The organism is Mesorhizobium sp. WSM1293 (assembly GCF_000513875.1).
Classification (GTDB): Bacteria; Pseudomonadota; Alphaproteobacteria; order Rhizobiales; family Rhizobiaceae; genus Mesorhizobium; species Mesorhizobium ciceri.
In genome coordinates, this window is sequence record NZ_KI911319.1 from 233,335 (window position 1) to 245,990 (window position 12,656).

12 protein-coding genes are annotated in these 12,656 nt (G+C 64.0%); 3 read left to right on the top strand and 9 right to left on the bottom strand.

From position 1 onward, the window contains the following. The first annotated feature begins 4 nt into the window (after window positions 1-4). The 3 genes from M729_RS0131405 to M729_RS0131415 are packed head-to-tail and all read left to right on the top strand — an operon-like array spanning window position 5 to window position 1,855. A complete protein-coding gene (locus M729_RS0131405; RefSeq protein WP_013533029.1) occupies window positions 5-334 on the top strand; it encodes an L-rhamnose mutarotase in 330 nt (109 codons plus the stop codon). Next, the gene (locus M729_RS0131410; protein ID WP_013533030.1) at window positions 327-1,403 is read left to right on the top strand and encodes a Gfo/Idh/MocA family oxidoreductase; all 1,077 of its coding nucleotides are present in this window, start codon (window positions 327-329) and stop codon (window positions 1,401-1,403) included. The genes M729_RS0131405 and M729_RS0131410 overlap by 8 nt, the downstream gene beginning before the upstream one ends. Continuing rightward, on the top strand, window positions 1,400-1,855 hold the full coding sequence (locus tag M729_RS0131415) for a MaoC/PaaZ C-terminal domain-containing protein (protein WP_027163926.1): 456 nt from the start codon (window positions 1,400-1,402) through the stop codon (window positions 1,853-1,855). The genes M729_RS0131410 and M729_RS0131415 overlap by 4 nt, the downstream gene beginning before the upstream one ends. A 14-nt stretch (window positions 1,856-1,869) precedes the next feature. Here M729_RS0131415 and M729_RS0131420 read toward each other — a convergent pair whose 3' ends face one another. The 9 genes from M729_RS0131420 to M729_RS0131460 all read right to left on the bottom strand — a co-directional run bounded on the left by M729_RS0131420 (window position 1,870) and on the right by M729_RS0131460 (window position 12,589). Beyond that, on the bottom strand, window positions 1,870-2,667 hold the full coding sequence (locus M729_RS0131420; RefSeq protein WP_013533032.1) for an ABC transporter permease subunit: 798 nt from the start codon (window positions 2,665-2,667) through the stop codon (window positions 1,870-1,872). A gap of 3 nt (window positions 2,668-2,670) precedes the next feature. After that, window positions 2,671-3,528, bottom strand: coding sequence for a 2-aminoethylphosphonate ABC transporter permease subunit (locus M729_RS0131425; RefSeq protein WP_027163927.1), 858 nt, complete (start codon window positions 3,526-3,528; stop codon window positions 2,671-2,673). Continuing rightward, entirely contained in the window at window positions 3,521-4,666 is a 1,146-nt protein-coding gene (locus M729_RS0131430; RefSeq protein ID WP_084652776.1) for an ATP-binding cassette domain-containing protein, read from the bottom strand. The genes M729_RS0131425 and M729_RS0131430 overlap by 8 nt, the downstream gene beginning before the upstream one ends. A 29-nt stretch (window positions 4,667-4,695) precedes the next feature. After that, window positions 4,696-5,727: a 2-aminoethylphosphonate ABC transporter substrate-binding protein gene (locus tag M729_RS0131435; RefSeq protein ID WP_013533035.1), complete on the bottom strand. Its 1,032-nt coding sequence runs from the start codon at window positions 5,725-5,727 to the stop codon at window positions 4,696-4,698. Between the two features lie 256 nt (window positions 5,728-5,983). Next, window positions 5,984-6,994, bottom strand: a complete 1,011-nt coding sequence (locus M729_RS0131440) for a C-terminal binding protein (RefSeq protein ID WP_013533036.1) — start codon at window positions 6,992-6,994, stop codon at window positions 5,984-5,986. 2 nt (window positions 6,995-6,996) lie between these two features. Further along, a complete protein-coding gene (locus tag M729_RS0131445; RefSeq protein WP_027163929.1) occupies window positions 6,997-8,355 on the bottom strand; it encodes an aspartate aminotransferase family protein in 1,359 nt (452 codons plus the stop codon). Between the two features lie 72 nt (window positions 8,356-8,427). Beyond that, complete coding sequence (gene phnY / locus M729_RS0131450) at window positions 8,428-9,885, bottom strand: phosphonoacetaldehyde dehydrogenase (protein ID WP_027163930.1); 1,458 nt, start codon at window positions 9,883-9,885, stop codon at window positions 8,428-8,430. Between the two features lie 220 nt (window positions 9,886-10,105). Further along, complete coding sequence (gene phnA, locus M729_RS0131455; protein WP_027163931.1) at window positions 10,106-11,365, bottom strand: phosphonoacetate hydrolase; 1,260 nt, start codon at window positions 11,363-11,365, stop codon at window positions 10,106-10,108. 24 nt (window positions 11,366-11,389) lie between these two features. Beyond that, on the bottom strand, window positions 11,390-12,589 hold the full coding sequence (locus M729_RS0131460; protein WP_027163932.1) for a 2-aminoethylphosphonate--pyruvate transaminase: 1,200 nt from the start codon (window positions 12,587-12,589) through the stop codon (window positions 11,390-11,392). Between the last annotated feature and the right edge of the window lie 67 nt (window positions 12,590-12,656).

A 12,656-nucleotide genomic window follows, 5' to 3' on the forward strand; every position in this document is an offset into this window, starting at 1 on the left:
TGATATGCAGCGGATGGGTATGGTTTTGGGGCTGAAGCCGGAAAAGGTCGATGAGTATGTTCGGCTCCATGCCGCCGTCTGGCCCGGCGTGCTGACCATGATCTCGGCCTGCAACATCAAGAACTATTCGATCTACCTGAAGCGGCCGGAGAACCTGCTGTTTTCCTATTTTGAATACCACGGCACCGACTATGCCGCCGACATGGCCAAGATGGCGGCCGACCCGAAGACGCAGGAATGGTGGGCCGTCTGCATGCCCTGCCAGGAGCCGCTGGCGACCCGCAAGGAGGGCGAGTGGTGGGCCGAGATGGATGAGGTCTTCCATCATGACTGAAGGCGGCTTCGACCCTGCCTTGCTCGTTCAATCCTGGCCAAAACCCTCAAGACCCCGGCCGATCGTCACCTTCGGCGCGGGATCGATCGTCGGCGACGCGCATTTCCCAGCCTACCGGAAGGCCGGCTTTCCGGTTGCCGGGCTTTATGATCCTGATCATGTCAGGGCTGAAAAGCTGGCCAGCCAATGGGGCGTGACGGCCTTTGGCTCGGTCGAAGAAGCGACTGCTGTCGAGGGCGCGATCTTCGACCTTGCCACCCCGCCGTCGCATCATGCCGATGTGCTGAAGTCCTTGCCTGACGGCGCGGTGGCGCTGATCCAGAAGCCGATGGGCAGCAATCTTGCCGAGGCGACCGCGATCCTCGAAATCTGCCGCGCCAGGAGGCTGCACGCGGCGGTGAATTTCCAATTGCGCTTCGCGCCAATGATGCTGGCGCTGAAGGATGCCATCGGCAAGGGCTGGCTCGGCGAGATCGTCGACTTCGACGCCTGGCTGGCGCTGGCGACACCATGGGAGCTTTGGGAATTCCTGCTCAAGGCACCGCGCGTCGAGATCGCCATGCATTCGATCCACTATCTCGACCTGATCCGGCAGTTGCTCGGCGACCCCAGAGGCGTGCACGCCAAGACGCTCGGCCATCCCAACCATAAGGTGGCGCAGACACGCACCAGCGCCATTCTCGACTATGGCGACACCGTGCGTTGCGCGCTGTCGATCAACCACGACCACAAATTCGGTCGCCGGCATCAGGCCTGCGAGTTCCGCATCTGCGGCACAGAGGGTGCCGCCTATCTCAAGCTGGGTCTCAACCTCGATTATCCCACAGGCGAACCGGATGTATTGGAGATCTATCCGAAGGGCGGAACGGACTGGATCGCCGTGCCTTTGGCCGGCGAGTGGTTTCCCGATGCCTTCGTCGGCCGCATGGCCAATGTCCAGCGCTTTGCGACCGGAGAAGATGATACGCTGATAAGCCCCGTCGAAGATGCCTGGAGCACTATGGCGCTGGTCGAGGCGGCGTATCAGTCGAGCGCGGCACCGGCGACGCCGATTGCGGAAAGACCCTGATGGAACAGATCCAGTATTTCGAGGATTACGAGATTGGCGCGTCGCGCCTAACAAGCGGCCGCACCATCACCGAGACCGACTTCATCGTCCATGCCGGCCACACCGGCGATTTCTTTCCGCACCACATGGACGCCGAGTACATGAAGACGACGCCATTCGGCCAGCGCATCGCGCATGGCACGCTGGTGTTCTCGGTCGGCATCGGGCTGACCGCGAGCGTCGTTAACCCTGTCGCCTTTTCCTACGGCTACGACCGGCTGCGCTTCATCAAGCCGGTGTTCATCGGCGACACAATCCGCACGCGCACCACCATCGCGGTCAAGGAAGACGATCCCAAGCGGCCGGGTTCAGGACGGGTGATCGAGCGGTGCGAGGTGATCAACCAGCGCGGCGACGTGGTGCTGGCGGCAGACCACATCTACATCGTCGAACGCAGGCCGGCGCAGGGCTGAGACTCGGGAAAGTCCTACGAGCCGGTAGCGCGCTTGGTAATGCGCTCCAGCCCGAGCAAGAGAACCAGCGTCGCCACGACCAGGATCATTGTCAGTGCCGCACCGGCAAAGATGTCGCCGCGATCGGTAAGGCTGAAGATCGAGACCGGCAGCGTCACCCAACCCGGCGGGTAGACCATGACGGTGGCGCCGAGTTCCCCCATCGACAGCGCGAAACTGAGACCGAAGGCGGCGACCAGATAGGGTGCGAGCAAGGGCAGTGTGACGTGCCAAAGCCGGTAGGCCGGGCGAGCGCCGAGGCTCGATGCCACCTGCTCGAAGTCGGGCGACAGCCGCGCCAGTCCAGCCGAGACATTGCCGAAGGTGAAAGCCGAGATCAGCACGAAATGCGCGATCATGACGATCGCGATCGTGCCGTTGAGCAGCAGCGGCGGATGGCTGAAGGCAACCAGCAGGCCAAGGCCGACAGACACCGAAGGGACCGCGCTTGGGATGAAGAACAAAAGGCCGAGCAGCCGCCGCAAGGCATGGCCCTGGAGGCGCAGCGACAGGGCCGCCCAGGTGCCGCTGACCAGCGCCAGCGCGCTGGCCAGGAAGCCGGTGACCAGGCTGGCCTTGACCGCTCTGCCGGCGGCACCGGAAATGACATCGGTGTAGTGCTCCGTCGTCAGGCCGTTGGGCAGCACGCCGTTCCACTGGTCGGCGAGGCTGGACAGGAGGATGACCGCGAGCGGCGCCAGGAACAGCACGCCGAAGATCAGTGCGAAGAGCACCCACAGGACAAGACGACCGGAGCGTGACCAGACCAGCATAGGCTAGGCTCCCAACCGGCCGGCGGCGAAACGGTAGAGGCCAAACAGGCCGAGTGACAGCGCGATGTTGACGACGGCGATGATACAGGCGACCTGATAGGCCGATTCCTGGATCGCCTTGCCGTAGATCAGCAGCGGCAGGGTGATGACGCCCTTGGCGCCGATGAACAGCACGATGCCGAATTCGTTGACAGTCAACAGCAGGCACAGGCTGCCGCCGGCGATGAGTGCCGGGATTGCCGCCGGCAGGATGACCTGGCGAACGATGCGAAACGGCCGCGCGCCGAGCACGCTCGCCGCTTCGATCTGGCCTCGGTCGACCAGCGAAAAGGCGGCGAGCAGCGGCCGCAGGATGAAGGGTGTGTAGACAGTGACCTCGGCCAGGATCACACCCCACGCGGAATAGAGGAAATCGACGGGCGGCAGCGGCAGCGAAAAGGTCTCCATCAGCCCGGCATTAAGCATGCCGGCGGAGCCGTAGAGGAAGGTGAAGGCAAGCGTCACCAGGAATGTCGGCAGCGCGATGAAGGTATCGATCAGCCGGGCGATGAAGCCGCTGCCGGGGACCGGCACGAAGGCCAGAATCAGCGCCAGCACGAGGCCGACGACCAGGCATCCGGCCGTCGCCGCGACCGAGATCGACACCGTGTTGATCAGCGCGTTGAGGAAGAAGCGCGAATGCAGCACGCGGATGACTTCGGCGACATTGGTGACGCCACTGTCGTCGAGGAAGGCCTGGCGGGCAATCAGTGCCAACGGATAGAAGAACAGCAGCGCCAGCAGGGCCGCCGGTGGCACTATCCACAATTTACCCGACGAGAGCTTCATCGCCGGCGCAGGGATGGCGACCGCCTCAGACACCGGCGTCTTCCGGGAGAAGCGAGGTGTCGGCGGGCGCGAAGAACAGCGGCACCTTGGCGCCGGGTTCGGGCAAGGCGATCGGCAGCCTGGTCGCCGAGACACGCACCGGCGTGCCGTCGACGTCGAGCACGAGATGGGTCAGTTCGCCCTGCCAGTGCACTTCCTGGAGCGTGCCCACGATGCGGTTGGTATGGTCGCTGTCGGCGGTCAGGCTGAGATGCTGCGGCCTGATACAGAGCAGGCTCTTGTCGCCGGCCTTCTCGTTGCGGCCGGCGCCGGTCAGCAGCGCGTCACCATGCCTTGCCGTGGCAAATCCCTTCGGCCCGACGACCTCGGCAACCGTTACCGGAAGAAGATTGGCGCGGCCGAGGAACTCGGCCGTAAAACGGTTTGGCGGGCGGCGGTAGAGTTCGGTCGTCGGTCCATGCGAACAGACCCTGCCGTCGCGCATGATGGCGATCTTGTCGGCAAGCGTCAGTGCCTCGGTCTGGTCGTGGGTGACATAGAGGATCGTCAGGCCGGGCAGGCTGCGGTGCAGCCGCGCAATCTCCTCGACCATGTTGCGGCGGATCTGGGCGTCGAGCGCCGAGAGCGGCTCGTCGAGCAGGAGCACGCGCGGCCGCACGGCCAAGGCACGCGCAATCGCCACGCGCTGCTGCTGGCCGCCCGAAAGCTCGCGCGGATAGCGCCGGGCATAGGCCGACATGCCGACAGTGCCGAGCGCATCCTTGATCCGCTCGCCGATCAGCGCCTTGTCGGCGCCCTGTGCTCTGAGGCCGAAGGCAACGTTGTCCTCGACCCGCATATGTGGAAACAGCGCGTAGTTCTGCACCACCATGCCGAGGCCGCGCTCGTAGGGCGGCAGATCGGTCACATCGGTGGCGCCGATGCGGATCCGCCCGCTGGCGGGTCGCACGAAGCCGGCCACGGCGCGCAAGGCCGTCGTCTTGCCGGAGCCGGATGGGCCGATCATCGCCAGGATCTCGCCAGGTGCGATATCCAGGGTCAGCGGATGCAGGACGACATGCGCGCCATAGGCAACGCTGACCTTGTCGAAATGGACATTGGAGCCGGCGCCGCGAACCTTCGCGGCGTCGATGTCCATGACACTGGTACCAGTAAAGGCTGCGGCCGACATGGCGTGGTCCTCCGGGTTTCCCTTGCGGATCAACTTCCGGTCGCTTCGTTCCAGCGCTTGACATAATCGGGCAGCTTGCTCAGCGCGTCGTCCCAGTTCGGCGACCAGATGGTCACGCCTTTCATCGCCTCCTGCGCCTTGGCGAAGTTGGCGTCATCCGGCTTGACGTCCTTGCGAGCCGGCATGCCGAGCGCAACGGAACTGATGCTCGACTGGGCTTCCTTGGAGAGCAGGAAGTCGATCAGTTTCTTGCCGTTGTCTGCGTTGGGTGCGCCGGTGACCAGCCCGATTTCATAGGGCAGCGCGAAGGTGGAGCGCACACCGTCAGGTCCAGCCGGCCAGAACACCTTGATATTGGGATTGTCGGCCATCTGCGACATGTTCATCTGCAGATCGCCATTGGCGACATGCAGCTCACCCTTGTTGACCAGCGCGGTCAGCTTGCCGGTCGAAGCGGAGGGGCCGACATTGTTGTCCTGCAGCTTCTTCATGAACTCGAAGCCGGCATCCTCGCTGCCGAAGGCGTGGATGATCTGCAGCATGACGGCGGTGCCGTCACCGGCCTGGCCGGGGGTAGAATACTGGATCTTGCCCTTGAACTTCGGGTCGAGCAGGTCGTTGTAGGCCTTTGGCGCTTCCGGAAGGACGGCACTGTTGTAGATGAAGTTCATATAGTTGTTGACCAGCGGCCGGTACTTGTCTGTGCCGCCATCGATCTGGTCGGCGGCTTCCGGCTTGTAGTCCTGCAGCAGGCCGTCAGCCGCGGCCCGCTGCACGAAGGGCGGCAAGGTCACCAGCACGTCGGCCTGCGGATTCGACTTTTCCTTGGCGACACGCTCGACGACGCCGCCGGAACCTGCCTCGATATACTGCACGGTGATGCCGGTGGCCTTGGTGAAGGCGGCGAATTCGGTCTCGAACCAGCTGCCATTGCCGTCATGCAGGCCGTCGGCGGAATAGATGGTGACGACGCCGTCGGCGAGTGCCGGTCCGACAAGAGCCGACGACGCCAACAGCGACGCGGCGAAGGCCATAGCTATGGTTGCCTTTTGCGATTTCATGCTCAGTTCCCCTGTGATTGATGGCACATTCTGCGATGCACTGTGACGATCTCGCCTGTAGGCCGGAGCCTTTATGCGGCACCGTTCGATCTCGTCGTTGTGCCGACTTTGGGGACTGACGATCGATAAGTAAAATCTATTTATTTTATGAGAGGCAAATTTTACCTGATAGTTGTCATGGAACTGTCGCAACGCTGGCCTGGCTTCGATTCCGGCCTCGCGGAAGGCCCGCGATTGGCTGCAGAGATGGTGATGGTCAGCCGAATGAAACCCCAGATGTCTGCGCCCGCAGCCGCGGGTCGAACGAACGAACGGTAACCGGCCGGCCTTCGAGAATTTCGAAGCAGCGCGCGAGCGTGTCGTCTTCGAGCCGGCGCATGGCCCCCTGCGTGAAGAAGGTGAGATGCGGAAACAGGATGACGTTGTCGCGGCCGAACAGCGCGCTCATCGGATGGCCCGATTTGGCCAGCGGCTCGACCGAATAGACGTCGAGCCCGGCGCCGCCGATGCGCCCCGAGATGATCGCCTCGACAAGGGCGGCCTCGTCGATCAGCGCGCCGCGCGAGACGTTGACGATGATAGCGGAAGGCTTCAGGCAAGCGAGCTCGGCTTCACCAATCAAGCCGCGCGTCCTGTCGTTCAGCACGCAGTGGAGGGAAACGAAATCGCAGGCGCGCAGCATGACGTGGAGGTCTTCTACCTTCTCGATGCCGGCGGTGCGCATGGTTGCGACATCGACACCGGGATCGAAGCCGAGAACGCGCGCGTGAAATCCTTGGCCTGCCATGCGCGCCATGCTGCGGCCGATCTTGCCGCAGCCGACGAGCCCAAGCGTGGCGCCGGACATGTCGCGCCCCAGCCAGCGTTGCTCGGGCCAGATCCAACCATCACGTGACACCGCCGCGGTGATGGAGGGCAGCCGCTTGGCCAGCGCGATCATCAGCGCGAAGGCGCCTTCGGCGACGGTTTCCTCAGCATAATCCGGCACGTTGACAACGGGAATGCCACGCCGCATCGCGGCGGGGATGTCGATGGCATCGACGCCGACGCCATATTTGACAATGCCGTTCAATCTGGGAGCCGCCTCGATCACCCGTGCGGTGATCGGCGTGTAGCACATCAGCAAAAGATCGGCGTCCGCAACGGCCTGCATGAGATCAGCTTCGGGGATGCCGTCCGGCAGCGTCACCAGTTCGACCCCCCTCGCCCGCAAGCCGGCGTCGATGCCGGGACATTCGAGTTCGCGGTCGGTGCGCACGGCCTTCACGGTCAGGCCGCCAGCACCGTGCGCTCGACGATGTCGAGCGCGCCGTCGAGGTCGGTTTTCGAAATGACCAGCGGCGGCGACAGCGTCAACACGTTGCCTTGGCTGATCTTGAAGCTCAGCCCCTGTTCAAGGCAAGCATAGAAGACGCGCTCGGCGAGATCGCGTGCCGGCTGGCGCGTATCGCGATCCTCGACGAGCTCGACGCCGACCATCAGTCCCCTGCCCCTGACGTCGCCGACATGGGGCGAGCGCGCCATCAGGTGCTGCATGCGCCCTAGCATGTGCCGACCGAGTTCGGCCGCGCGCTCGACCAGCCCTTCCTCCAGGATGATGTCGATCGTCGTCAATGCGGCGCGGGTCGTCACCGGGTTCTTCTCGTGGGTGTAGTGGCCGATCGCGAAGCCACCGGTGACGTCGAGATCGCGGCGCGCGATGATGGCGGCGATCGGCAGGACGCCGCCGCCGAGCGACTTGCCGAGGACGACGATGTCAGGCGTCACATCATCATGCTCGTGCGCGAAGAATTTGCCGGTCTTGCCAAGGCCGGTCGGGATCTCGTCGAAGATCAAGAGCGTGCCGTGCCGGTCGCAGGCCTCGCGCACCCGCTTCCAGAAGCCCGGCGGCGGCGGGTTTGGCGTCGCCCGCATCGGTTCGGCGACGACCGCCGCCACGTCCTGCTCGCGGCCAAGGACGTAGGCAATCATGTTGGCGCAGGCGAGGCCCGATGCTTCCAGGGAATCGTGGCCATAGGGGCAGCGATAGCCGTCCCAAGGCGCGACGTGCTCGGTGCCGGTCATCATCGGGCCTGATATGTGCGAGCGGAAGGTCGCCTCGCCACCAACGCTTGCTGCGCCGAAGCCGGCGCCATGGAACGCATCCCAGAACGACACCGTCTTGAAGCGGCCGGTCGCGGCGCGGGCGATCTTCAGCGCGACCTCGATGGCGTCCGAGCCGCCGGTGGTGAACAGCACTTTGCCGAGATTGCCGGGCGCCAATGCCGCCAGCTTCTCGGCCAGTTCGACGGCGGGCTCACAGGTGAAGCGGCGCGGCGCAAAGCAGAGCTCATCGAGCTGCTTCTTGATGGCGGCCACAAGCCTCGGGTGGCCATAGCCGAGGTGATGGACGCTGTTGCCGTGGAAATCCATGAAGCGGCGACCGGCGGTGTCCTCGATCCAGATGCCTTGCGCCTTGGCGATCGTCGACAAACAGGGGCTGGACAGGCTCTGGTGCATGAAGGCGGCCGCGTCGCGATCGAGCAGGCCGCGGATCCGCGGATCGCCCTGCCCGGCATCCCAGCGACCGCGAGCCGCTGTGGTGTTGGAATCGCCTTCGGTGTGCACAAGTTCAGATATCGCGGCCATCATGGTCTCCGAAATGCGAATGAGGGAGCGGCGAACGCTCCCTCGATTGTTCTATCCGTCTATGCCGTCCGGTCAGGACCAGGGCAGCGAAAATGTCTTCACATTGGTGTAGCTCTTCATCGCTTCGATGACGCCTTCCTTGTAGCCATTGCCCGAATCCTTGATGCCGCCGAAGGGCGACATCTCGATGCGATAGCCCGGCACTTCCCAGATGTTGACGGTGCCGACCTGAAGGCCGGCGATGTATTTCTGCATGCGCGGAAAAGAGTTGGTGCAGACGCCCGACGACAGGCCGAAGGCGGTCGAGTTGGAGAGCGCAATCAACGCCTCGTCATCGTCCGGCGCACGCACGATCGGGATGATCGGCCCGAAGGTTTCTTCCATGACCAGCTCGGATGTATGCGGCACGCGATCGACGACGATTGGCGGCAGCAACGCGCCCTGACGACCCGGATTGTAGAGGATGTCGGCGCCTTGCTCGGCAGCCATGTGGACGCGGGCTTCGAACAGCGCCGCCGCCTTCTCGTGCACGACGGTGCCAAGGTCGGTCGCGCGGTCCATCGGATCGCCGAAGCGGATCTTCTTCGCCCGCTCCAGCACCAGCGGCACGAAGCGGTCGGCGACACTTTCCTGGACGAGGATGCGCTTGACCGCGGTGCAGCGCTGGCCGGAGTTTTTTGTCGCTCCGGCCACTGCCAAGTCCGCCGCCTTTGCCAGATCCTCGTCCGATAGATCGTTGAGAATGATCAGCGGGTCGTTGCCGCCGAGCTCCAGCACCTGGCGCTTGTAGCCGGCGGTGCGGGCGATCATCTTGCCGACCGGCACGCCGCCGGTGAAGGTGATCAGGTCGATGTTGTCGTTGGTGATCATCTCGTTGCCGATATCGGCCGGCCAGCCGGTCACCACCGACAGCATTTCAGGCGGCAAACCGGCTTCATAGAGAATGTCGGCCAAGAGAAGCGCCGTCATCGGCGTCAGTTCGGTCGGCTTGACCACCACGCAATTGTTGGTGGCGATCGCCGGCGCCACCTTGTGCGAGACCATGTTGAGCGGATGATTGAACGGCGTGATCGCCGAGATCGCCTTCAACGGCTCGCGGGTGGTGAAGATCTTGCGCGCCTTGCCGTGCGGGGTGAGGTCGCAGGAGAAGATCTGGCCGTCATCCTGGATGCACATCTGTGCCGACAGCGTGAACACGTCATAGGCGCGGCCGACCTCATAGAGCGAGTCCGTCTTGGAGATGCCGAGCTCGAGCGTGATGAGATCGGAGATTTCTTCGCGGCGCGAGGCCAGCGCTTGCGCCGTGCGAAACAGGATCTGCTGGCGCTCGTAGCGGGTCAGCTTCGATTTGTAGCCGGCGGCGATCTCGAACGCCTGGCGGGCGTGATCGGCGCGGCCGGCCGGAACGGTGCCGATGACGGTGTCGTTCCAGGGGTAGCGCACCTCGACGACGCCGTCGGCATCGACTCGTCTGCCGGCGATGCGCATCGGCTCGTGGCGAACTTTGATGGCGGGGTCGAGCTTGGTCATGGGTTCTGCTCCAGCAGATTCTTGTTGCGCGGAGGATCGACCCCCACTCCGGCCCTTCGGGCCACCTCTCCCCCGATCGACGGGGGAGAGGAAATCAGGCGAGGTCAGTGCCTCAACGTTTCCAGGCTAAGCCGCGGCTAACCCTGGCGCCTTTCCTCTCCCCCGTCGATCGGGGGAGAGGTGCCGAGCGTAGCGAGGCGGAGTGGGGGTCGACATTGGCTCAGCCCGCCAGCGCCGCCGCCATCGTCGCGTAATAGAAGGCATCGAAATTGCGCAGCGTCGGCTCGTTCGGCAATTCCGGCAGCACGCGGTTGACGATGAACGGCACCTCCTGCTCGGTCAGCCCGCCATGCGACCGTAGCGGTTCGTTCAGAGCCGCCAGGTCATGGCGATGTTCCGAAGTGCCGATCGTCTTGTTCTCGGTCGAGATCAGCACGATGTCGCCGATGCGATCGGCCGGCAGTTCGAAGCGCTCGCAGGCGGTCGGGCTGTCGACGACCAGCATGATGCCGTCGATCTTGGCCAGCCTGGCCATGATATCGGCCTGGTCGGCGCCATCAGGCAGATAGGCGGTGGCGAAGGAACCCAGCGCGCCATGATGCACGACATAGGGGTCGGTGATCGGCAGGATGACGCGGGCGGCGTCCTTGCCCAGCCAGTCGTCGAGAATATCCTGGACATAGACCACGTCGGGCGAGCCGTCGGCCTTGTGCTTCGGTTTCATGCCATGGTCGGCGGTGACGACGATGGCAGCACCCAGCGCATCGAGGTCGGTCAGGTACTTGTCGAACATTTCGTAGAAGGCATTGGCCTGCGGCACGCCGGGCGCATATTTGTGCTGCACATAGTCGGTGGTCGTCAGATACATGATGTCGGGGCGGAATTCCTTCAGCAGCTGGACGCCGGCGGCGAAGACGAATTCCGACAGTTCGGCCGAATAGACCTCCGGCACCGGCAGCCCGAAATGCTTCGAGGCATTGTCGATGCCGTGCTCGGCCTTGCTGGTGGTGTCGGATTTTTCAGCCGAGAAGCACAGCGCGCGGCCTTCATCGAAGGCAAGGCCCTTGCCAAGCAAGGCACGCAGCTTGTCCTTGGCGGTGACCACGGCGACCTTGGCGCCGGCATCGTAGAAGGCCTGGAAGATGGTCGACGCGCGCAGGAAGCGCGGGTCGTTCATCATCACTTCCTTGCCGGTCTCGCGCTCATAGAGATAGTTGCCGCAGATGCCATGCACCGACGGCGGCCGGCCGGTGGCGATCGACAGATTGTTGGGGTTGGTGAAGCTCGGAATGACAGAGTGCGCAAAGCGCACCGTGCCCTTCTGCTTGATCCTGACCAGAGCCGGCATCAGCCCGGCCTTTATCGCTTCGTCGAGATAGGCCGGCTCGCAGCCGTCAAGGCAGATGGCGATCGCCGGCACGCGCGGCCAGGCATAGGTGCGGCCGTTGACCGACACGGTGACAGGAGACATCTGGTTCATCTGATATCCTCGAAGTCGGCCGCTTCAGGCGGCGAGTTTGGCGCGTTCGGCAAGTGCCGCGGCGGGTGGGGCGGCGGTGTCGACGCCCATTTCATGAAGCGAGAACGCTGCCGCCTCGACGACGCGGCGCATGACATGTTCGTCCATCTGGCCGATGCAGCCGACGCGGAACGAATCCACGGCGGTCAGCTTGCCCGGATAGATGATGAAGCCCTTGTCCTTCATCAGGTCGTAGAAACGGTCGAACGCGAAACTGGCATGAGCCGGGTTGAAGAAGGTGACGATGATCGGCGACAGCCAGCGATCCCGGAGCAGTGTCTCGAAACCGAGGTCGCGCATGCCGGCCACCATGACGTCGCGGTTCCTCGTATAGCGGGCGCCACGGCCGGCGACGCCGCCTTCGGCCTCATGCTGGCGCAGTGCTTCGAGGAAGGCGGCCACGACATGCGTCGGCGGCGTGTAGCGCCACTGGCCGGTCTTGTTCAGGTGCGCCCACTGAGCGTGGACATCGAGCGACAGCGAATGGCTCCTGCCTTTGGCGGCGTCCAGTTCGCTCTTGCGGGCGATGATGAAGCCAAAACCCGGAACGCCCTCGATGCACTTGTTGGCGGACGAGACCATCGCCTCATAGCGGATTTCGTTGACGTCGAGCGCCACGGCGCCGAACGCACTCATGGAATCGACCAGCAGCTTGCGACCCTTGGCATGGACGGCTTCGGCAATTTCAGCGACCGGGTTGAGGATGCCGGAACTGGTCTCGCAATGGATGGCGATGACATGGGTGATATCAGGGTCGGCCGCGAGGGCCGCTGCCACCTCGTCGCCGCGCGGGGGCAGATAGTCGCCCTTGTCGATCAGCGTATAGGCGCGGCCGAGATACTGCATGGTCTGCGCGGCGCGCAGGCCGTAGGCGCCGTTGGCCAGCACAAGAACCTTGCCGTCCCTGGGCACGAACGACCCCAGCATCGCTTCGACGCAGAAAGAACCGCTGCCTTGCATCGGCACGCAGTCGAACTCATCGTTCCTGTCCCCGGTCAGCGCCAGCAGCCGGCGACGCATATCCGATGTCATGGCGCGGAAGTCGCCGTCCCACGATCCCCAGTCGCGCAACATCGCCTGCTTGACCGAATAGGCCGTGGTGAGCGGCCCCGGGGTCAGAAGATACGGCTCGCCCAGCGCCGGGCTGGCCAGCGGCTCCGCGGCAAATTTCGTCTCGGCGAGCATGTTGTCCTCCGCTCGATCTGCGTTCGATGTGGCCTTATTCTTGGCCTGAATGATCTATTTGTAAAAT